The sequence below is a fragment of the Anaerolineales bacterium genome (assembly GCA_019637755.1).
In the GTDB taxonomy this organism is placed as follows: Bacteria; Chloroflexota; Anaerolineae; order Anaerolineales; family UBA11579; genus JAMCZK01.
Genome location: JAHBVC010000001.1, coordinates 1,058,270 through 1,079,171, shown reverse-complemented (window position 1 = coordinate 1,079,171; position 20,902 = coordinate 1,058,270). Strand labels below are relative to the sequence as shown.

Sequence of the window (20,902 nt, the reverse complement as noted above, 5' to 3'; positions counted from 1 at the left end):
ATTATAACGGCGGGTGCTTTTCGGCGGCGGAGCTGCCCATGAACTCCATGGCGGTGGCGTTGCCGGGCTGGTTGATACCTTCGCGGCGCAGCACTTTGAACGGGGTAAGCAGCAGGATCTTTATATCCAGCCACAAGGACCAATGGTCTACATACCAAACATCCAGGGCGAACTTATCTTCCCAGGAAACATTGTTGCGCCCGTTGATCTGCGCCCAGCCGGTGATGCCCGGCAAGGTGAGGTGGCGGCGGAACTGCTGCGGGGTGTAGCGATCGAGGTAGCGCATCAGCAAGGGGCGCGGCCCCACCAGGCTCATTTCGCCGCGCAGCACGTTCCACAGCTCGGGCAGCTCATCCAGGCTGGTGGCGCGCAGCAGGCGCCCAAAGCCGGTGAGGCGCTGGGCATCGGGCAGCGGTTGCCCGTCGGGGCCGCTGGCCTCGCGCATCGTGCGAAACTTGTAGAGCGTGAAGGGCAGGCCGCCGATGCCCGGGCGCGGCTGGCGGAAGAGTACCGGGTGGCCGAGGAACAGGCGCACCAGCAGCGCCAGCAGCAGGATCAGCGGCAGCAGCAGGATGCCGCCGAATATGGCCAGGGCCAGATCGAGCAGGCGCTTGCTACGCGGAATGGTGAGACGCGGGGGCACGCACCGATTTTATCAGTGCGGGGCAAACATCTTTTCCACCGCCCGCGCATAGATCGCCTTGGCTAGGGCGCGGTTCTCGGGGCGGTGGCGGGCGAAGTGCTCCATCATGATGCCCGAATTCACTTCCAGCACGCGCAGCTCGCCGCTGACCTCAACAATATCGACCGAGGCAAAGCGAATGTTGATCGCCTGGGCGGCGGCCTGGGCCAGGCGCGCCAACGCGGCCAACTGCGGCCCGGCGGCCAATGGGCGCGGGGTGGCCCCGGCACCCAGGTTGTGCTTCCAGCTGATCGTGAGCGACTCGCCAGCGGCCAGCACGCGCTCCAGTTGGCCCTGGTGCTGCTCCAGCGCCTCGCTGGCCTGGGCCTGGCTGATCTGCCCGGAGAGCAGGGCGGCCGCCAGCAAGCTGCGCAGGTGGCTATGGCCATCGCCATGCAGCGCGGGGCGTTGCTTGCTATAGGCCAGTTGGCATTCGGCATCCAGCATCACCAGGCGGAATTCGTTATCAATGGGATAGAAGGGTGACAGGCTGAGCGATTGGCCGCGCTGGAAGATGGTTTGCACGGCGCGTTCCAATTGCGCCTGGGTTTGCACATGCGTCACGCCCAGCCCGCCGGTGCCGTCGTTGGGCTTGGCCACCAGTTGGTAGTGCTGCGCTTCGGCGTAGGCGAGGATGGCCGGCCAATGCCCGTGATCGGGCACATAGGCGGCCCGGCTGGGGTTGAGGAAAAAGCGATGCTCGATGTGCGCCACGCCTTGATCGGCGAGCAGGGCGGCCACGGCCGCCTTGTCGCCGGCCAGCGAGAGCGCGGTGGCCGAGTTGATCTCAAAGTTGAAGCCGAACACGTGGCGCGCCTGGCCCTGGCGCGCCAGGCGCAGGATCCAATCTTGCGAGAAGCTAGTGAAGCGATAGCCTTGTTCCGCGGCGATCTCGCGCAGCAGCGTCACCAGGATACGTTCGCGTGGGCTGGACATGCGCCATATTCTAAGCGTATGCAGCAAAACTGCTGGGCCAGTTTGCGGCCGGCGCGAGGGTTGGCGAGATAACAAAAGCCCGCGGATGGCGGGCTTTCGGGTTAGTAGGGTTGGGTGCAGGAGTAGGTTAGTTGGGGGCGGCCATCTGGCGGATGACCATGACCACTTTGCCCTGCACTTGTACGGCGCGCGGGTTATCCACAAAGATCGGCTGCATGGTGGGGTTGGCGGGCTGCAAGCGAATGCCACCGTTCTCTTTGTAGAAGTATTTCAAGGTGGTCTCGTCGCGATCGGTGAGCCACACGGCCACCATTTCGCCGTTGCGTGCATCCTGGGCCTTTTTCATTACCACGATGTCACCATCATTGACCATGGCATCGACCATCGAGTCACCCTGCACTTCAAGGGCGAAGAGGTCTTCTTCTTTGTCGCCGGGGCCGAGCAGGCTGCGGGCGATCTCAACGCCGCTATCCTGATCGTAATAGGCGAAGTCAGAGCCGGGCACCGGCATGGGCGCACCGGCCACGATGCGGCCAACCACCGGCACTTTGATCAGATCTTCGATGGCTTCGCGCACCGCAGTGGCGGCAGAGCTGATGCCCTTCACCAGGCGCACGCCGCGCGAGATCTTGCGATCGCGCTCGATGTAGCCTTCTTCTTCGAGCTGGTTGAGGTAGTAGTTGACCACCGAGGTGGAGGAGATGCCGGTCTGCTTGCCGATCTCGCGGATGGAGGGCGGGTAGCCATTTTCATCCTGGTAGCGTTCCAGCAGATCCAGGATCTTCTTGTGGCGTTCGCTCAAACCTTTGCGTCTCTTGGCCATCATCATTTGCGTACTCCCAGCACTTGACTCGCTTTGTAGGTCATTTGTGCTAATACAGAATAACATGAACAAGCGTTCTGCGTCAAGCGCCTTGAAGCCAGATTTGGTGGGGAGCGTGGTGCAGCCTTTTATAATACGCAGCGTGCGGCACCTGCCGCTCAGCGAAAACGCTAGGTTGCGATGCAGAAAAAGACGATCTTGATCACCGGCGCGGCCGGCGAAATTGGCCAGGCGCTGGTGCGCGCCCTGGCCGCGGCTGGCACGCACCGGCTGCTCACCCTGGATTTGGCGCCGATGCCGGCCGAGCTGGCCGCGCTGACTACGCATGTGCGCGGCAGCGTGGCTGACCCGGCGGTGCTGGAGCAGATTGCGGCCGAGCACCACCTCGATACTATTTTCCATCTGGCCGCCCTGCTTTCCACCCGAGCAGAGCACTCCCCAGCGCTGGCCCACGAAGTGAACGTGGAGGCCAGCGTTTTGCTGTTGGAGCTGGCCGCGGCGCAATCGGCGGCGCACGGCGAGGCGGTGAAATTTCTCTTCCCCAGTTCGATGGCGGTCTACGGCTTGCCCAGCCTGGAGGCCAAGCACGCCGCCGGTGCGCTGGCCGAAGAAGAGCACCTGCACCCCACCACGATGTACGGGGCCAATAAGCTGGCGGTGGAACTGTTGGGCAGCTACTACGCCGAGAACTATCGCCAGTTGGATGAGCAGCCCCCGGTGCGCGTGGATTTCCGCGCGTTGCGCTTTCCCGGCTTGATCAGCGCCTTCACGTTGCCCACCGGCGGCACCAGCGATTACGGGCCGGAGATGTTGCACGCCGCCGCCCAGGGCCAGGCGTATGCCTGCTTTGTGCGCCCAGATGCCACAATCCCCTTTATGGCCATGCCGGATGGCGTGCGCGCCCTGTTGCAGTTGGCCGCCGCGCCGCGTGCCGCCCTAACCCGGCACGCCTATAACGTCACCAGTTTCAGCCTCTCCGCCGAAGCCTTCCGCCAGCAGGTGCTGGCCGCCTTTCCGGCGGCGCAAATCACCTTTGCGCCGCATGCCCAGCGCCAGGGCATCGTGGATGCCTGGCCGATGGACATGCAGGATGCCGCCGCGCGCGCCGATTGGGGTTGGGCGCCCGAGTTGGACCAGGCGCGCTGTTTTGACGAATATCTCGTGCCGGCCATTCGCCAACGCTATCAGGCCGCATGAAGCCACCTGCGGCCACCCCGCGCGCCCTGGCGCGGGTGCGCCGGCTGTGCGCCGCGCTGCCAGGGAGTGTAGAGCAGGCTGCCTGGGGCGAGCCCACCTGGCGGCGCGGCGGGCGCATGTATGCCATGTTCGCCAGTGCCGCCAACCATCATGGAGCCGGGCGCAACGCGCTGTGGATCAAGGCCGAAGCGGCCGAACGCGACCTGTTGGTGCAGGCCGCGCCGCAGCGCTATTTTGTGCCACCCTATCAGGGCAGCCAGGGCTGGATCGGTGCGTATCTGGATGAAGGTACGGATTGGGATGAGCTGCAGCGCTTACTGCAGGAAGGGCACCGCTTGCTGGAGCGCAAGCCGCGCCGCGCTCACAAGTAGCGCACGAACTTGTTGTTCTCGTCCACCAGGATGAAGGTGGCTTCCACCGGCTCGGCGCTGATCTCGAAAGCCATGATGATGATTTGCTCGCCGGCTTTCACCAGGTGGGCGGCGGCGCCGTTCATCGTGATCGTGCCGCTGCCGCGCGGGCCGACGATCACATAGGTTTCCAGGCGCTGCCCGCTGGTATTGCTGACCACCAGCACTTTTTCGCCCGGCCACAGCCCGGCGCGTTCCACCAATTCTTCGTCAATCGTAATACTGCCGATGTACGCCAGATTGGCTTCGGTGACCGTGGCATTGTGGATCTTAGAGCGAACGAGGATGCGCATAGGGGCTGATTCTACTCCCTGGCTGGGGGCGCTGGCTATAATAACGCCGTGATCTTGCGCCGTTCTTTTTTGACGTTGCTGATGGGCAGCGTCTTACTGTCTGCCTGCTTTGTGCCGCTCGCCGCGCAGGAGCTGCCCACCGAGGCCTTGCTGCCCACGGCCACCGCCAGCGAAACGCCGGTGTGGTTCCCGCCGACGCCCACGCCCTCGCCGTTCCCCACGGCGGTATTGAGCCCCACGCCGGATATGCGCCCCGGCGTCACGGAGCTGCTGCTGGCGGATGATTTTAGCGATGCGAGCCTATGGAGCACCAGCCGTTCGGCCAGCGCCAGTGCGCAGATCGCCAATGGGCGCTTGACCCTGGTGCTGAAGAGCGCGCACAGTTACCTGGTGAGCACGCGCAGCGAGCCGGTGTTTCGCGATTTCTATGCAGAGTTGACCGCCACCACCAGCTATTGCCACGCTGAGGATGAATACGGCCTGGTGCTACGCGCCCAGGACGGCAACCATTTCCGCTTTTCGCTCTCGTGCGATGGCCGTGCCAAGGTGGATCGTTTTTACAACGGCGCCCTGAGCCGCCAGGCCGACTGGCTGAGCAGCGGGGCCGTGCCCTCCCTGGCGCCCAGCACTACCCGGCTGGGGGTGTGGGCGGCCGGCGGGCAGATGCATTTCTTCGTCAATGATTTTTATCTGTTCAGCGTGACCGATTCGCTCTTGTATCGCGGCACACTGGGCGCCTTTGTACACGCCGCCAGCGAAAGCGACATCTCGGTGGGGTTCTCGGATCTGAAGGTGTGGCAGGTGGAGCGTTAGCCCGCCGCCATGGCAATGTAGGAGCTGTAGTGAACGCGATCGAAGTTAGCCATTTGCGCCGGGTCTACAAGACCCACGTGGGGCACTTCCGCCGCCAGGTGAAAGAAGTGGTGGCGGTGGAAGATGTTTCTTTTGCCGTTGAGGAAGGCGAGCTGTTCGGCTTGCTGGGCCCCAATGGCGCCGGCAAGACCACCACCACCAAGATGCTCACTACGCTGCTGGCCCCCAGTGGCGGCGAGGCGCGCGTGGGCGGCTACGATGTGGTGCGCCAGGCCGAAGCCATTCGCAGCCGCATCGGCTTCATTTTCGGTGGGGAGCGCGGCCTGTATTGGCGCCTGTCTGCCTGGGATAATTTGCGCTACTTTGCCAGCTTGTACGGCGTGGATCCGGACGTGGCCGCTCGCCGTATTCCTGAACTGCTCGAAATGGTCAGCCTGCGCGAACGGGCGCACGAGAAAGTGGAAGGTTACTCGCGCGGCATGAAGCAGCGCTTGCACATCGCCCGCGCCTTGATCCATGACCCCAACATCCTCTTCCTGGATGAGCCCACCATCGGGCTTGACCCGGTGGGGGCGCGCGATCTGCGCCAGGTGGTGCGCAACCTACAGGCGCAGAAGAAGACGATCCTGCTCACCACGCACTACATGTTTGAGGCGGATGCGCTGTGCCAGCGCATCGCCGTGGTCAACAAGGGCCGCATCGTCGCGCTGGATACGCCCGCCAAGCTCAAGACCCTGGTGCAAGACCTATCGGTGATCGAAATCGAAGGCTTCGGCATTGCCGAGGAGATCGTGGCGCGCCTGCGCGCCGCAGCCTTTGTGGATAACGTTTCGATCAAGGATTACGAGCAGACGCAACTGCTCTCCATCCATACCCAGCGTGGCGCCGAAGCCATCCCGGATCTGATGCATATGCTGGAAGGCCAGCGCATCGGGCGGGTGACCTCGCGCGAGCCGACCCTGGAAGATGCTTATGTGCGCCTGGTGGGAGACACGCGTGTCACTGACTAAGTTGCGCCAATACTGGCATGCGGCCGCGCTGAGCGGTGAGATCACCATCAAGCAGGTTTTTGTGGATGCGTTCGTGATCTTCACTGTGCTGGTGCAGCCGATGATCATCGCCCTGTTGGCGTTGTGGATGCTGCAAGCGCGCGGCGGCGACCAGGCGATGTTCGTGGTGGTGGGCAGCGGCATGACCGGCCTGTGGAGCAGCCTGCTGTTCGTATGCGGCAATAGCATCACCGGCGAGCGTTGGACCGGTACGCTGGAGAATTTGGTGGCCGTGCCGATCCCGCTGCAGGTCATCGTCTTCGGCAAGAATCTGGCCAGCGTGCTGCAATCGCTGCTCTCCATGGTGGTGAGCTACACGCTGGTGGCCTGGCTGTTCCAGTTGGATGTGCGCATTGCCCAACCCGGCCTTTTTATCGCCAGCCTGGTGGTAACGGTGGTGGCTTTCATCTGTTTTGGGCTGATCATCGCCTCGCTGTTCATCATCAGCCCGGCGGTGCAGCACTGGCAGAACGGGCTGGAGTTCCCGGTGTACATCTTGTGTGGCTTTTTGTTTCCGATCGCGCTGTTGCCAGGCTGGACCACGCCATTGAGCTGGCTGCTGACTCCGTATTGGGCCGGGCGCGCCTTGCAGGCCAGCGCCGCCGGCAGCGCCACCCCGCAGGAAATGCTGCTGTGCTGGGGCATGATGCTGGGCTTCAGCGCGCTGTATCTACTGGGCAGCCGCTGGCTGTTTCGCTATGTACTCTACAAGGCGCGCGTTGAAGGCACGCTGGGAATGCAATGAGCCTACGCACACTGCGCAACAACTTCCGTCTCTTCTTTGAGGGTGCGCTGCTCTCGTATGTGGCGCTGTTCCGTTGGCTCCGCCCGATGACCTACCTGGCCTCCAAGGTGGTCAGCCCGCTCAGCTATATGCTCTTTTTTGTATTCCTGGGCAAGTACGCCAGCAATGGCAGCGAGGCCAGCTTCTATATTGTTGGCAATGCGCTCCAGATCGCCGCGAGCAGCGGCATTTACGGCGTCACCATGAGCATCGGCGGTGACCGGCGGGACGGTACTTTGCTGTATCTGTTTGGCTCGCCGGCCAATCGCCTGACCGTCTTTTTCGGGCGCGCCTTTATGCACATCATTGACGGTGCCTTCGGCGTAGTGCTGGGCTTCTTCTGGGGCGTGGTGCTGCTGGGGCTGGATCTCTCGCAGGCCAACCTGGGCGCGCTGGCGCTGGTGATCGTGATCACCACCTTCAGTACCTGCGGCCTGGGGCTGCTGTGCGGCTGCCTTAGCCTGGTGACTTTGAATGTAATGTTCGTCAACAACACGGTGTTCTTCCTGCTGCTGTTGTTCTCGGGCGCCAATGTGCAAACCGCGCTGTTGCCCGCCTGGGCGCAGGCGATCGGCCAGGCGCTGCCGCTGACCCGCGGCATTGCCGCGGCGCGCCAGATCGTGGGCGGGGCCAGCCTGGCTGAGGTCAGCCACTTGCTGGCCGGGGAGCTGTTGTTTGGCTTCGTTTATGTTGCGCTGGGTTACCTCATGTTCCGCTGGTTTGAAGCGTTTGCCAAGCGGCGCGGCACACTGGAGGCGTTTTAGCCCCCTGTTGACTTGTTTCGCACAGATGGTCTATAATTTAAGTGTCGGTGAGTGAATTTTATTTAGCACCGGGTAATCAGCCTGGGAAACGTACTCAAACGCTCATCCGAAAAGGAGCCCCACCAACGACTTAACTGAATAGCTAAAACCCTTGAGTTTTGTTAACTCTATTTTGCGTACCTATTTTGGGAACAGGAGAAAAACATGTCTTATCACAAGATCACCATCGTCGGCAATTTGGGGCGTGACCCTGAGATGCGCTATACCCCCGGGGGCCAGGCGGTCACCAACTTTAACGTAGCCAGCAATCGCCAGTACACCGGCTCAAATGGCGAGAAGATCAAAGAAACGGTGTGGTTCCGCATCTCGGCGTGGGGGCGCCAGGCGGAGATCTGCAACCAATACCTGAAGACCGGCAGCCAGGTAATGATCGAGGGGCGCATGACCCCGGATAAAGCCAGCGGTGGCCCGCGGGTGTGGACGCGCCAGGATGGCACCCCGGCCGCCTCGTATGAGGTCACCGCTGAACGCGTCGTCTTCCTCGGCGGGCGCGGCGGCGGTGGCGATATGGGCGCTGGCGGCGGCGACTACGGCGGCGTACCGGCGGAGCCGGATGGCATGCTGGGCGGCAGCGAGGACGAGATCCCCTTCTAGGCAGCCATGGCCCAGCCTACCGATCCCACCCCGCCGCGGCGCCCACGCCTGGTGATCGCACCGGGCGTAGATGCCTTGTACAGCAATGTGGTGCGCGTGGCGCATTCGCCGGCCGAATTCGTCTTCGATTTCGGCCGGCGGCTGCCCGGCGAACTGGATGTGTTCATCAAAGGTCGCGTGCTCATGTCGCCGCTCAGCGCCAAGCTGCTGCAGCGCGCCTTGCAGGAGAACCTGGCCCGCTATGAAAGCCAATTTGGGGAAGTGAAGCTGCCCGAAGGCAAGAGCCTGGCCGACGATCTGTTCGGCGCGCTGCACACTCCCGAGGAGCCGGAGACATGAGCGCGCCGCGCCTTGCCATGATCGCAGACAGCATTCGCACGGACCTGGAAGCCCAAACCGCAGCGCGCGATGCCGCCCTGGCGCAAACCCGCCAGCTCACCCGGCATTGCTCGCAAGCCATTCGCGCCATTCACCGCGACGAGCCCGACGCCGCGGCCGCCGAGCTGCAGGCGGCGGCCGATCTGGCCGCGGCGCTGCGCGCCGGCTTGCAGAACTTTCCCGATCTGTATTTTGCCGGCTACACCCAGGATGCCCTCAAAGAATATGCTGAAGCCAATCTGGTGCGCGCCCTGGTGAACAATGCCGCGCTGCCCAGCCCGCAGGAGCTACAGGTGGAATCGGCGACCTACTTGCAGGGCCTCTCCGAAGCGGTGGGCGAACTGCGCCGGCGCTGCCTGGACATCCTGCGTCACGGCCATTCCGAGGAAGCCGAGCGCCTGCTCGGCGAAATGGATGAGATCTACGCCGTATTGGTGACGATGGATTACCCCGATGCGGTCACGCGCGGGTTGCGCCGCCTGACGGACATCTGTCGCAGCCTGGTGGAGCGCACGCGTGGTGACATGACCATCAGCCTGCGCCAGCAACGCCTGGAGGCGCGCCTGCACTCGCTCGAGGAGAAGCTCAACGACGCATGAGCAGCCGCGAGTGGATCAAAGCTTCTGAGATCGGCGAGTACATCTATTGCCAGCGGGCCTGGTGGTTGCGCCGCCAGGGTGTGCCGCAGGCAAACATCGCCGAGCTGCTCGAGGGCAGCCGCCAGCATCTGCGCCACGGGCGGCGCTGGCAGGCGCTGGCCTGGCAGCGCGGGCTGGCGCTGGCCTTGCTGCTGGCAGCCGTGCTGCTGCTGGCGCGGCAGTGGGCGGGCTAGATATGTACGCTGCCTGGGCCGCGCTTCTATTTTTGCTGGCTGTGCTGCTGTGGGGCTGGAGCCAGCGCCAGCGCGCCGGCTTGGGCTTGCCCGCCGGGGCGGTGGTGTACTCCGACACGGGAGTAGAGCGCCGTGTGGAGCAGGCCTTGTTTGACGAGGCGTTGGGGCTGGTGGGGCGGCCGGATTACTTAGTGGAAAGCGCCGCCGGGTTGGTGCCGGTAGAGGTCAAAAGTGGCCGCACGCCGGCCAGGCCCTATCCTTCGCATGTGTACCAATTGGCCGCCTACTGCTTGCTGGTGGCGCGCAGCTTGCAGCGCCGGCCACCGTATGGCATTTTGCGCTATCCGCAGCGTAGCTTCCAGGTGGAGTTCACCGCCGCGTTGGAGGCCGAGGTGCTCGAGCTGCTCAGCGCCATGCGCCAGAGCATGCGCCAGGTGGAGGTGCACCGTTCGCACCAGCAGGCGGCGCGCTGCCAGTCCTGCGGTTACCGCCAGGATTGTACTGAACGGATACACTAAGAAAGATGGTACCCATGCCTGCGTTCAATCATGTCACCGTGCTGGCCAGCGCGTCCAACCCTGCAGCGATGGCGTTGTGTGCCGACGTAGTAGCTTTCTTGCAGCAGCACCAGCTGCCAGCCAGCCGCGCCGTGCTGCAGGGCGCTACCACCCAGGCCGAATTGCAGCAGCAGGGCACTGATTTGGTGGTTGCGCTGGGCGGCGATGGCACCATGTTGCGCGCCGGGCACCTGTGCGCTCCGCTGAACATTCCATTGCTGGGCATTAATTATGGCAACTTCGGCTTCCTGATCGAGCTCGGCCCGCAGGAATGGCAGCACTACCTGCCACGCTTGGCCAGCGGCGAATACAGCCTGGAAAAACGCATGCTGCTGCATGTGCAGTTGCGCCGCGGCGAAACGGTTCTGGGAACCTGGGAAGCGCTCAACGAAGCGATGGTGGGCCGCGGCCGCGTGGTGCGCCCGGTGCACCTGAGCGCCAGCGTGGATGGCACTGCGCTGACCACCTATGTGGCTGACGGCGTGATCATCGCCACGCCCACCGGCTCCACGGCCTATGCCCTGGCCGCCGGCGGGCCGATCCTGCCGCCCACGCTGCGCAATGTGCTGCTGTTGCCGGTGGCGCCGCACCTCAGCGTGGAACGCGCCCTGGTGTTGGATCAAGGCGCCAGCATTACTGTGTGCCTGGAACGCGGCGATGAAGCCGTGCTGAGCGTGGATGGCCAGGCGCCCGAGGCGATGCAGATCGGCGATTGTGTGGACGTGCGCGCCAGTGAGCACAGCCTGCATTTTCTGCGCTTCCGCGAGGCCAGCTATTTTTATCAACGGCTGTTATCTTTGATGGCCACCAATCCTTCGGCAGGAGCTGCCGCATGACGACTGCAACTTATTGTGCCAACCACCCGACGCGTGAAACTGGGCTGCGCTGCAACCAGTGTGAGAAATACATCTGTGCCCAGTGCGCCATCCACACTCCCACTGGCTACCGCTGCAGAGAGTGTGTGCGTGGCCAGCAAAAGGTGTTTGATACCAGCACCTCGCGCGATTATGTACTGGCCATCCTCGTAGCCACGCTGCTTTCGGCGTTGGGTGGCTACCTTGCGCTGCGTATCGGCTTCTTCACCCTGTTCCTGGCGCCGCTGGCGGGCAACCTGATCGCCGCGGCGGTGCGCCGCGTCACGGGGCGGCGCCGCTCGCCGCGGCTGTTTCAGTTGACCGCCCTGGCGGTGGGCCTGGGAGCGGCGCCTTTCGTGTTGCTGCCGCTGGCGTATGTCTTTGGCGGGGCAGGGTTGGGCGCCTTCCTGAGTGCGCTGTGGCCGCTGGCCTATCTTTCGCTGGCGGTCTCAACCACCTACTATCGCTTGGCAGGCATTGAGATCAATTCCTAATATGCTGACCGAACTGCGTATTCAAAACTTTGCCATCATCGAAGACCTGACCCTGGAGCTGGGCAGTGGCCTGGTGACCTTCTCGGGCGAGACCGGGGCGGGCAAATCGATCCTGATCGACGCGGTGGAAACCCTGCTGGGGGTGCGCGCCGACCTGAGCCTGATCCGCGCCGGTGACGAGCGCGCCTCGGTAGAGGGCACCTTTCGCATTCCCGATGTCACCCGCGAGCTGATCCACGCCATTTTGCAGCGCGAAGAGCTGCTGGATGATGGCGATTATGTGCAGATCGCGCGCGAGTTCCGCCGCGAGGGGCGCAATGTCGTGCGCATCAATGGCCGCCCCTCGACGCTGGCGTTGGTGCGCGAACTGGGCGAGCTGCTGATCGATCTGCACGGCCAATCTGAGCATCTCTCGCTGCTGCGCGTGCCGGCCCATCGGGTGCTGTTGGATCGCTATGCCGGGGTGGAGCGCGAGCTGGCCGCCTATCAAAAAACCTATGGCCAATTGCAGGGCCTGCGCCGTGAGCTGGCCAGCCTGCGTGAAGCCGAGGCGGATGCCGCCCGGCGCATCGAATTGCTCAGCTTTCAGGTGCAGGAGATCGAGGCGGCCAAGCTGCAGCCGGAGGAAGAAGCCAGCCTGCGCGATGAGCGCACGCGCCTGGCCAACGCCGAGAGCCTGGCCGCCAACGCCACCCTGGCGCTGGCCGCGCTGGATGAGAGCGGGGATGAAAGCCCCGCGGCCAATGACCGTATGGGCGCCGCGGTGGATGCGCTCAGCGGCCTGGCCCGCGTGGATGCCTCGCAGGCCGGGCTGCACAAGCGTGCCCAGGGCCTGCTGGATGAAATGGCGGATGTGGCGCGTGATCTGCGCAGCTATTTGGAACAGATCGAGTTCAACCCCAAGCGGCTCGAAGAAGTGGAAGAACGCCTGGCACTGCTGCAGGGCCTCAAACGCAAGTATGGTGAGGATATTCCCGCCATTTTAGAATTTGGCCAACGCGCCCGCAAAGACCTCGAGAATATCTCGAATGCGGAGGAGCGCCTGGCTGCGCTGCAACACGGCGAGGGCGAATTGCTGGCGCAATTGGCCCAGGACGCGCAGGCGCTCTCCGCCAAGCGCCATGCGGCCGCCGCCGAGCTGAGCAAGGGCATCGAAGTGGAGCTGGACGACCTCAAGATGGAGGCGGCGCGCTTCGGGGTGGATTTCCGCACTACGCCGGACGCGGCCGGCCTGGCCATCGCGGGCCAACGCTTCGCCTTTGATGCGCACGGGCACGAAACGATCGAGTTTCTGGTGGCGCCCAACCCCGGCGAGGGGTTGAAGCCACTGGTCAAGATCGCCTCAGGAGGTGAGACGGCGCGCCTGATGCTGGCGATGAAGAATGTGCTGGCGCGCGCAGACCACACCCCCACGCTGATCTTTGACGAGATCGACCAGGGCATCGGCGGGCGCGTGGGCAGTGTGGTGGGGGAGAAACTATGGCGCTTGGCACGCGCCCATCAAGTCTTGTGCGTGACGCACTTGCCGCAACTGGCCGCGTATGGGGACCAGCACTTCAAGGTGGAAAAAGTAGTGAGCGAAGGGCGCACGCAAACCCAGGCTGTGCGCTTGAAAGAAGAGGCGCGTATTCACGAGCTGGCCAACATGTTTGGCGAAGTGAGTGAAGGTACTTTGCAATCGGCGCGCGAATTAATGGACGCCGTGCGCACTACCACGAATGCGTGAAGGTGATATACAATAACGTAACGCGCTTTCAATGCTGACTTTATTGTTCGCCCCGGACGCAGACGAAGCAGCTGTACTCACTCTTATTCTTCAACGCGCTGGCTTCGAAGTCCGCCTGGTTACTGAGCTCGACCAGCTTTCGCAAGGCGATCGCCCGGCGGAGCTTTTCTTCTTCGCGTTTACTACCGAAAAAGCGATTACTTCTGAGTTCATCAGCCAGTTGCGCCTGGAGAATCAGGCGCCGATCGTGATGCTGATGGAAGCCGGCAATGAAGGCGCGCAGATCGATTTCATCGAAGCCGGCGCCGATTTGGTGTTCAGCCGCCCGTATAGCCACAAATTCATGGTGGCGCAATTGCGCGCCCTGATGCGTCGCAGCTCGGGCCTGCCTTACTTTAGCCTGCCGGCGCTGAGCCAGGCGGGCATCACGCTGGATCCTGCGAAGCGCAGTGTACAGGTGGGCAAAGACGCGCCGACGCGCCTGACGCAACTGGAGTTCCGCCTGCTGTACGCACTGATGACCCACCCGGGGCGCATCATCCCCTCCGAGAACTTGGTGGAGTACGTGTGGGGCTACGGCGGCGAGGGCAGCCAGGGCCTGGTGCGTGGTTTGATCAGCCGCTTGCGCGGCAAGATCGAGCCGGATCCCTCGAACCCGCGCTACATCATGACCGATGCGGGTATCGGCTATTACTTCGAGCCTGAGCCTGACCAGCAGCGTATGTTCAGCAAGACGGAGAAGAGCGCTAGCGAGGTTCGATAGGTTCGCTAAAATGCGGTCTGCTAGTCTTCAAGCCTCCCCCAGATAAGCTTTCTTCGGTCCCCAAAATCCAAGATAGTTTTCCTGTGCGCTTCGCTAGCAATTGCGCTACATTGCCATCCACTCTATTTGCAGCCTGCCTGTGGCTGAAAGGAAGCTTGCATGAGCGATGCTGTTTGCCCCTCGTGTGGTGCTACGGTGAAAGTAAAGGGCACCGCAAAAATCGGCATGAGTGTCACCTGTTCCTCTTGCTCAACGGAGTTGGATGTGGTCTGGCTAGACCCGCTGGAGTTGGACTGGCCGATCGAAGACGATGACGACTTTGATGCCTATGAAGATGAATGACCTGCCCGGTCGATGCACAAAAAAGCGGCTCCGAATTCGGAGCCGCTTTTGTTTCTCTATATAAGGCTAGTTGCCGCCCAGATATTCACGCAACTGGTGGCTGCGGGTGGGGTGGCGCAGTTTGCGCAGCGCCTTAGCTTCGATCTGGCGAATGCGCTCGCGCGTCACGTTGAAATGCTGGCCCACTTCTTCGAGAGTGTGGTCCTTGCCGTCCAGCAGGCCGTAGCGCATTTGCAACACATCGCGCTCGCGGTCGGTGAGGCCAGCCAGGGCGCCCTGCACCTGCTCGCGCAGCATTTCGCGGGCGGCGGCATCCATCGGGGCCAGCGCATCCTCATCGGGAATGAAATCGGCCAACTCGCTGCCGTCGCCGGCGCCTACCGGGCTCTCCAGCGACATCGGCTCCTCGGCGCTGCGCAGGGTTTGCTCCACCTTGGTGGTGGCGCGGGCCCAGCGGCGCTTGAGGTCAGGCGCCAGCGGCTGGCTGGCGGCTTGCGCCTTGCGGATGGCGGCCACATCGGCCTCGTCGAGGAAGCCGCTCTCGAGCGCCAGCTCCTCAAAGGTCGCCTCGCGGCCTAGGGTCTGCGTCATCTGGCGTTGAGCGCGCATCAGGCGCTGGATCGATTCCAACAGGTGCACGGGGATGCGAATGGTGCGTGCCTGATCGGCGATCGAGCGCGTGATCGCCTGGCGGATCCACCAGGTGGCATAGGTGCTGAACTTGAAGCCACGCGTGGGGTCAAACTTGGTGACGGCACGCAGCAGGCCGATATTGCCTTCCTGGATCAGATCCTCGAAGGTGGAGCCGCGCCCGACATAGCGCTTGGCAATGCTCACCACCAGGCGCAGGTTGGCATTGATGATGGCGATCTGCGCTTCCATGGCGCGGCTGTGCACGGCGGCCGCGGCCACCTTGAGCTCCTCGGCGGCCGGTAGCAGGTTGGCGAAGCTACGTGCGCTGGGCAGGCTGCCGCCCTCGATGGTCTTTTGCAGCTTTTCGGTCAGCTCGGCGGGGAAGAGATAAAAGCCGATGAAGATGATGAAGGTGCTGCGGGCTACTGCATCCCAGCGCGGATCACGCCCCCACATGCCGTTATCGAGGTAACTGCGCACATACGAGGGGGTTTCCATCGTCCAGGTTTTTTGCAGGCGCAGCGCTTCCTGCGCCAGGGAGAGCAATTGTGGCGGTTTGTGCCCGAATGCCTTCACTTCTTTGGCCAGGCGCAGCCAGGCCTCGTTGAGCTCGGCATAGGCGGCTTTGAACACCAGCTCCGGGTCGGGCTCGGGCTGCTTTTCGCTGGCGGCTTGCGCCTGCAAAAAGCTGAGCCGTTTTAGCGCCTCGACGCGGGTGGCCAGCCACAGCTCGCGGTCGGTATCCAGCAGGCTGACGCGGCCGATTTCCTTAAGGTAGAGGCGCACCGGGTCATCGCCCAGTTCAATGGCGCCTTCCTGGCGCACGCGTTCCTCCAGCTTGCGCAGGTCTTCACGCAGGGCATCTACGCCATCCTCGTCCTCGGAGAGTTCGTTGAGCAGGTCACCGTCTTCTTGGGCGGCGTCTTCCAGCAACTCATCCTCGTGTTCGGAGTGCTCCAGGTTGTCTTCGGGTCGTTCCACGTCGGAGTCCATCATAGCACTTGGGCTGGCCTATCGGGTGGCTGAGCGCGTTTGCGGGCCGTTGGCCAGGGCTTGATCCAGGCGTCGCAAGGTTAGGGTGTTTTGTACCATTAGCTGTTGGTACTCGCTGGCTTTTGGATCGCCCTCTTGTTGGGCTTCCTGCTGCAGGAAGCGCATTTGCTCGTTGCTCTTGTGCAGTACGCGCCGGCGCAGCAGCAGGAAGGTGCGCAGCAAATCTTCGAAGACTTTATCGTCCTGCGGGTCTAGTTTTTCGGATTGCTTGATCAGTTGCTCCACCCGGTCGAATAGCGCCGGGGGCACTTGTTGCATCACATAGCTGTTGGGCTCTTGCTCGTTTTGCTCCAAGGCTTCGCGCACCAGGCGAAATAACTCCTGATGGTCGCTGTGCTCAAACTCGCTTTGCGACAGGCGTGGCAAGCCGGCTGCCAATAGGGCCCGGTCGGCACGATACAACGATTCGGGGTGGCGAATGAGTAGGCTGAGGCAATGCGCTTCCAGCAGGGCCAGGCTGTCTTTGGCCACGGGCAGTTGCAAAGGCGGCGGCTTCGCCGCGGCCTGGCTGCGCCGGGCGCGGGGCGCAGCGCGCCGCGGGCGTTCGGCCATCAGGCTGCGTTCATCTACTTGCAGCAAGCGCGCCAATTTTTGGGTATAGCTATCGCGCTCCACCGGGCTGGGCACATCGGCGATCAGTGGCAAAATCTGCGTCGCCAGCGCTTGCTTGACCTTGGCGTCTTGCAGATCTTTGCCGGCGGCCAGGCTGTACATCACATGCTCAACGATGGGACGCGCCGCCTGCAGGATGCCGGGCCAGGCCGCCGGGTCGGCGGCGACGATCTCATCCGGATCCTTGCCCTCCGGCAAGGTAGTGACGCGGATGTCGGCTTGCAGGCGGCCCTCGTGGCGCAGCAAACCGCGCGCATCGAAGACCGGGTCGGCCTGGCGGTCGAGGCTTTTGCGGGCCACTTCCAGGCCGCGCAGCGTGGCTTTGTCGCCGGCGGCGTCAGCATCCAGCGCCAGCACAATGCGCGTGCTGAGGCGCTTGAGGGCGCGCAGCTGTTGCTCGCCGAGGGCCGTGCCCATCGGGGAGACGGCGTTGGGGTAGCCGGCCTGATGCAAGGCGATGACATCCATATAGCCTTCCACCAGCACGGCTTCATCCTGGCTACGGATGTGCTTGCGCGCTTTATCCATGCCGTAGAGCAGGTTGCCCTTGTCAAACAGCGGGTTCTGGGCGGAGTTGAGGTATTTGGGTAGCGCTTCCTCACTGAGGGCGCGGGCGCCGAAGCCGGCCATCTTGCCATTTGCATCGCGAATGGGAAACATCAAGCGATGGCGAAAGCGCGGGTAGCGGCGCCCGTCCTCGGACTGGCTGAGGACGCCTGCTTCGAGCATCTCCTCCAGCGTGAAGCCGGCGGCTTGCAGCGCGGCGCTGAGTGGCTCGAGCGCTTCGGGGGCGTAGCCGAGCTCAAAGGCGGCAATCGTTTCATCCGTAAGGCTGCGGCCATGCAGGTAGGCCAGCACGCGGGCGCCGGCGGGGGTTTGCAATTGCGCCTGGTAAAAACGCACCGTCGCTTCCAGCACGGCACGCAGGCGGCCGTGCTGTTCCTTGGCGGCTTGTTCGCCGGGGCTGGGTGCGCGCAGCTGGATACCCGCCCGGTCGGCCAGGCGGCGCAGGGCTTCTGCAAAATCGAGCCCTTCTTTTTTCATTACATATTTGAAAACATCGCCGCCCTCGTTGCACTGGCCGAAGCAACGCCAGGTGCCTGATTCAGGGAAGACGACAAAAGATGGCGTGCGCGTGTTGCTATGGAAGGGGCAGAAGCCGCTTAGATTCTTGCCGGCGCGACGGAGCTGGACACCGCTCTCCGAGACGATGTCTTCAATGGCTACGCGTGCCTTGATCTCCTCGACATTGCTCATACTGTCCGTCTGCTGGGGGCAGGATGGGCATTATACCCGCCGCCCCTTCAGCGCTTAGGGTATGCCCATCTTGGGCATGGTAGCATTTTGTGGATTTTGTGCACAGAATAGGACTTCGTATGCCGTTTAACTCACAACCCCTGTTGCAATTGGCGCTGCCTGAGCGTGTGGCTCGTCTGGCCGACCTGGCCTATAACCTATGGTGGACCTGGCAACCGGATGCGCAGGATTTGTTCCAGCGCATTGACCCGTTGCAATGGCAGGCCAGTGGGCACAACCCTGTGGTCTTTCTGCGCGATGTGCCGCCGTTGATTTTGCAGAGCGCCAGCGCTGACCTGAACTTTACCGAGCACTATGACCGCGTGGTGGCAGCCTTCGATGAGTATCTGCGCACGCCGGCTACCTGGTTCCAGCAAACCTATCCACAGCACACCCACAAGCCGATCGCCTACTTCTCCTCCGAATTTGGCTTGCACGAAACCCTGCCGATCTATGCCGGTGGCTTGGGCGTGCTGGCCGGCGATCATTTGAAAGAAGCCAGTGATCTCGGGTTGCCGCTGGTGGCGGTGGGCTTCTTGTATACCCACGGCTACTTCTTCCAACATATCAGTGAGGACGGCTGGCAAGACTCGCGCCCGGTGACGCTGAAGTTTGACGAGATGCCCGTGCTGGCGGTCAACGATGCGCAGGGCGAGCCGCTGATGGTCTCGATCGAGCTGCCTGGGCGCAGCTTGCATGCGCGTATTTGGCAAATTCGCGTGGGCCGTGTGCCACTCTACCTGCTGGATAGCAATGTAGAGCTCAACACCCCGGCCGACCGCGAGCTGACCGCGCGCCTCTACAGTAGCGATCTGGACCTGCGCATCTCGCAGGAGATGCTGCTGGGCATTGGCGGCGTGCGCGCCCTGCGCATGCTGGGCTACAACCCCACCGTGTGGCATATGAACGAAGGCCATTCGGCGTTTTTGGGGCTGGAGCAGGCACGCGAGCGCGTGCAGGGCGGCATGCCCCTGGTGGAGGCGATCCGGGCGGTGCGCGCCGGCAACGTGTTCACCACGCACACCCCCGTGCCGGCCGGCAATGATGAATTTCCGATCTGGCTGGTCGATCGCTATTTCTCACAGTACTGGCCTGATCTGGGGCTGGACCAGGCGGGGTTTGTGAAGCTGGCCTTTCAGCAAGTCAGTTGGGGCGAAGCGTTCAGTATGCCGGTGTTGGCGCTGCGCTTTTCGGCGCAGCACAACGGAGTATCTGAGCTGCACGGCCAGGTGGCCCGGCGCATGTGGCACGGCTTGTGGCCGCAGTTGGAGGAGCGCCAGGTGCCGATCGGGCATATTACCAATGGCATCCATACGCCTACCTGGCTGAGTAAGCGTATGGGCCAACTGTATCGCAAGCATCTCGGCCCGCTGAGCGAGCGGCTGGATGATGCGCAGGCCTGGCAGGCGATCCATACCATCCCCGATGCCGAGCTGTGGCGCGCCCGCCGCCATGCCAAGCGCAAGCTGGCCTTCTATGTGCGCGAACGGGTGCGCCAGCAATGGTTGCACGATGGCATTCACCCGGTGCAGGTGGTGGCCGGCGGTGCGCTGCTCGACCCGTACGCGCTGACGATCGGCTTCGCCCGTCGCTTCGCCACGTACAAGCGCGCCAACCTGGTCTTGCAGGATGTGGAGCACCTGCTGGCGCTGATCAATAAGCCTGACCGGCCGGTGCAGATCATCTTCGCCGGGAAGGCCCACCCGGCCGATGAAGGTGGCAAGCTGCTGATCCAGGAGGTCTACCGCGTGGTCAAGAAGGCCGAAGCCGGCGGGCGGCTGGTGTTCCTGGAAGGCTATGACATGGAGTTGGCGCGCTATCTGGTGCAGGGCGTGGATGTGTGGCTCAACACGCCGCGCCGCCCGCTGGAGGCCTCGGGTACTTCGGGGCAGAAGGCGGCGTTGAACGGTGCGCTCAACTTCTCGATCCTGGATGGCTGGTGGCGCGAGGGCTACAACGGCAAGAATGGCTGGGCAATTGGCACCGAGCAGGAATATGCCGATGCAAGCGAACAAGACCTGGCCGATGCGCACAGCTTGTATGACGTATTAGAGAACCAGATCATCCCGTTGTACTATGGGGAACGCTTGGGCAACCAGCCCTCAACTGGCTGGCTGCAGATGGTGAAGGAATCGATCAGCAGCCTGGCGCCGCAATTCAGCGCCCGGCGCATGGTGAAAGACTATATGAATAGCCTGTATGTGCGGGCGATGGATGCCGCCGCCGATTCAGTGGAGTTCGACTAATGGAGTTTTCGTTCACGCAACAAGAAATTCTGATGGCGCTGGGCATCTTCATGCTGCGCGTGGTCAACCAGAGCCTGGATACGCTGCGAGTGGTGATGATGTTGCGCGGCCGCCGGCTCTCCACCTGGATCCTGGGCTTTGTGGAGACGGCGATCTTTGTGGTGGCGTTGAGCTCGGTGATCTCCGGCCTCGACAATATCCTCAACATCATTGGCTATTCGGCGGGCTTTGCCACCGGCAATACCCTGGGTATGTGGGTGGAAGACCGCCTGGCGATCGGCTTTATTAATTTGCGCATCGTTAGCCCCAAGCGCGGCACCGCCATGGTGCAGCGCTTGCGCGAGGCCGGCTTTGGCGTCACCGAGATCCCCGCGCGCGGCAAAGACGGCACGGTGAGCCTGCTGAACCTGAGCGTGCGCCGCAAGGAAGTGGACGAGGTGCAGACGATCGTGGAGGCGGTGGATGGCACCGCCTTTATCACCAGCGAAGAGACGCGGCCGCTGCGGCGCGGCTTTTGGGGCTGATGCGCCGGTTTCGCCAGCGCCGGCGAGGCCCATCAAGTTGCTTTTGTGGCCCGAACTGCATGGGTGCTTCGCCTGTGCCTTGGCTGCGTGGGCATTGCAACTCGGCTGAGCCGGGTATCTCAAGCGCCGCTTCTGTTCCGCTTACGAGGCCCTAGGATGATTTGCACACAATGCAGCGCGAAAGTGC

At 62.9% G+C, this 20,902-nt stretch carries 24 protein-coding genes; 18 read left to right on the top strand and 6 right to left on the bottom strand.

Features of this window, described 5'->3' with window-relative positions:
* Position 1: 1 nt before the first annotated feature.
* The 3 genes from KF821_05285 to lexA form a co-directional block, all read right to left on the bottom strand.
* Entirely contained in the window at positions 2 to 625 is a 624-nt protein-coding gene (locus KF821_05285; GenBank protein MBX3005222.1) for a sugar transferase, read from the bottom strand.
* A 30-nt stretch (positions 626 to 655) separates the two neighbouring features.
* Positions 656 to 1,618 (bottom strand): hypothetical protein, encoded by a 963-nt coding sequence (locus KF821_05280; GenBank protein ID MBX3005221.1) that lies wholly within the window; start codon positions 1,616 to 1,618, stop codon positions 656 to 658.
* 127 nt (positions 1,619 to 1,745) lie between these two features.
* The gene (gene lexA, locus KF821_05275) at positions 1,746 to 2,444 is read right to left on the bottom strand and encodes a transcriptional repressor LexA (protein ID MBX3005220.1); all 699 of its coding nucleotides are present in this window, start codon (positions 2,442 to 2,444) and stop codon (positions 1,746 to 1,748) included.
* Between the two features lie 177 nt (positions 2,445 to 2,621).
* Between lexA and KF821_05270 the strand changes: the two genes are divergently transcribed.
* Together KF821_05270 and KF821_05265 are read left to right on the top strand one after the other, a co-directional pair.
* Positions 2,622 to 3,638, top strand: coding sequence for an NAD-dependent epimerase/dehydratase family protein (locus KF821_05270; protein MBX3005219.1), 1,017 nt, complete (start codon positions 2,622 to 2,624; stop codon positions 3,636 to 3,638).
* A complete protein-coding gene (locus tag KF821_05265; GenBank protein ID MBX3005218.1) occupies positions 3,635 to 4,009 on the top strand; it encodes an MmcQ/YjbR family DNA-binding protein in 375 nt (124 codons plus the stop codon). Before KF821_05270 ends, KF821_05265 begins: the two co-directional genes overlap by 4 nt.
* Here KF821_05265 and KF821_05260 read toward each other — a convergent pair.
* A complete protein-coding gene (locus tag KF821_05260) occupies positions 4,000 to 4,341 on the bottom strand; it encodes an aspartate 1-decarboxylase (GenBank protein MBX3005217.1) in 342 nt (113 codons plus the stop codon). The genes KF821_05265 and KF821_05260 overlap by 10 nt on opposite strands.
* A gap of 48 nt (positions 4,342 to 4,389) precedes the next feature.
* On the opposite strand from KF821_05260, the gene KF821_05255 reads away from it, so the two are divergent.
* From KF821_05255 to KF821_05190, 14 genes are all read left to right on the top strand, one after another.
* Entirely contained in the window at positions 4,390 to 5,154 is a 765-nt protein-coding gene (locus tag KF821_05255) for a hypothetical protein (GenBank protein MBX3005216.1), read from the top strand.
* A gap of 29 nt (positions 5,155 to 5,183) precedes the next feature.
* Positions 5,184 to 6,164, top strand: coding sequence for an ABC transporter ATP-binding protein (locus KF821_05250; GenBank protein ID MBX3005215.1), 981 nt, complete (start codon positions 5,184 to 5,186; stop codon positions 6,162 to 6,164).
* Positions 6,151 to 6,948 carry an ABC transporter permease gene (locus KF821_05245; GenBank protein ID MBX3005214.1) on the top strand — a complete coding sequence of 266 codons (798 nt, stop codon included), beginning with the start codon at positions 6,151 to 6,153 and terminating at the stop codon, positions 6,946 to 6,948. The genes KF821_05250 and KF821_05245 overlap by 14 nt, the downstream gene beginning before the upstream one ends.
* The gene (locus tag KF821_05240) at positions 6,945 to 7,751 is read left to right on the top strand and encodes an ABC transporter permease (GenBank protein MBX3005213.1); all 807 of its coding nucleotides are present in this window, start codon (positions 6,945 to 6,947) and stop codon (positions 7,749 to 7,751) included. Before KF821_05245 ends, KF821_05240 begins: the two co-directional genes overlap by 4 nt.
* Positions 7,752 to 7,955: 204 nt before the next feature.
* Positions 7,956 to 8,405, top strand: a complete 450-nt coding sequence (locus tag KF821_05235) for a single-stranded DNA-binding protein (protein MBX3005212.1) — start codon at positions 7,956 to 7,958, stop codon at positions 8,403 to 8,405.
* Between the two features lie 6 nt (positions 8,406 to 8,411).
* A complete protein-coding gene (locus KF821_05230) occupies positions 8,412 to 8,744 on the top strand; it encodes a DUF3467 domain-containing protein (protein ID MBX3005211.1) in 333 nt (110 codons plus the stop codon).
* Positions 8,745 to 8,761: 17 nt separating this feature from the next.
* Positions 8,762 to 9,382, top strand: a complete 621-nt coding sequence (locus tag KF821_05225; GenBank protein ID MBX3005210.1) for a haloacid dehalogenase — start codon at positions 8,762 to 8,764, stop codon at positions 9,380 to 9,382.
* The gene (locus KF821_05220; protein MBX3005209.1) at positions 9,379 to 9,615 is read left to right on the top strand and encodes a hypothetical protein; all 237 of its coding nucleotides are present in this window, start codon (positions 9,379 to 9,381) and stop codon (positions 9,613 to 9,615) included. Before KF821_05225 ends, KF821_05220 begins: the two co-directional genes overlap by 4 nt.
* Positions 9,616 to 9,617: 2 nt before the next feature.
* The gene (locus tag KF821_05215; GenBank protein MBX3005208.1) at positions 9,618 to 10,133 is read left to right on the top strand and encodes a Dna2/Cas4 domain-containing protein; all 516 of its coding nucleotides are present in this window, start codon (positions 9,618 to 9,620) and stop codon (positions 10,131 to 10,133) included.
* A gap of 5 nt (positions 10,134 to 10,138) precedes the next feature.
* Positions 10,139 to 11,008, top strand: coding sequence for an NAD(+)/NADH kinase (locus KF821_05210; protein MBX3005207.1), 870 nt, complete (start codon positions 10,139 to 10,141; stop codon positions 11,006 to 11,008).
* Entirely contained in the window at positions 11,005 to 11,520 is a 516-nt protein-coding gene (locus tag KF821_05205) for a B-box zinc finger protein (protein ID MBX3005206.1), read from the top strand. Before KF821_05210 ends, KF821_05205 begins: the two co-directional genes overlap by 4 nt.
* Before the next feature lies 1 nt (position 11,521).
* Positions 11,522 to 13,246, top strand: a complete 1,725-nt coding sequence (gene recN, locus KF821_05200; GenBank protein MBX3005205.1) for a DNA repair protein RecN — start codon at positions 11,522 to 11,524, stop codon at positions 13,244 to 13,246.
* A 31-nt stretch (positions 13,247 to 13,277) separates the two neighbouring features.
* On the top strand, positions 13,278 to 14,009 hold the full coding sequence (locus tag KF821_05195; GenBank protein MBX3005204.1) for a response regulator transcription factor: 732 nt from the start codon (positions 13,278 to 13,280) through the stop codon (positions 14,007 to 14,009).
* Positions 14,010 to 14,168: 159 nt separating this feature from the next.
* Positions 14,169 to 14,351, top strand: a complete 183-nt coding sequence (locus tag KF821_05190) for a hypothetical protein (protein ID MBX3005203.1) — start codon at positions 14,169 to 14,171, stop codon at positions 14,349 to 14,351.
* A gap of 66 nt (positions 14,352 to 14,417) precedes the next feature.
* On the opposite strand, the gene KF821_05185 is transcribed toward KF821_05190, so the two are convergent.
* Positions 14,418 to 15,977 (bottom strand): sigma-70 family RNA polymerase sigma factor, encoded by a 1,560-nt coding sequence (locus KF821_05185; GenBank protein MBX3005202.1) that lies wholly within the window; start codon positions 15,975 to 15,977, stop codon positions 14,418 to 14,420.
* A gap of 18 nt (positions 15,978 to 15,995) precedes the next feature.
* A complete protein-coding gene (gene dnaG / locus KF821_05180) occupies positions 15,996 to 17,906 on the bottom strand; it encodes a DNA primase (protein ID MBX3005201.1) in 1,911 nt (636 codons plus the stop codon).
* Positions 17,907 to 18,025: 119 nt separating this feature from the next.
* Here dnaG and glgP point away from each other — a divergent pair, with 119 nt between their 5' ends.
* Complete coding sequence (gene glgP, locus KF821_05175; GenBank protein ID MBX3005200.1) at positions 18,026 to 20,191, top strand: alpha-glucan family phosphorylase; 2,166 nt, start codon at positions 18,026 to 18,028, stop codon at positions 20,189 to 20,191.
* A complete protein-coding gene (locus tag KF821_05170; GenBank protein ID MBX3005199.1) occupies positions 20,191 to 20,715 on the top strand; it encodes a DUF2179 domain-containing protein in 525 nt (174 codons plus the stop codon). The genes glgP and KF821_05170 overlap by 1 nt, the downstream gene beginning before the upstream one ends.
* Positions 20,716 to 20,902 lie beyond the last annotated feature (187 nt).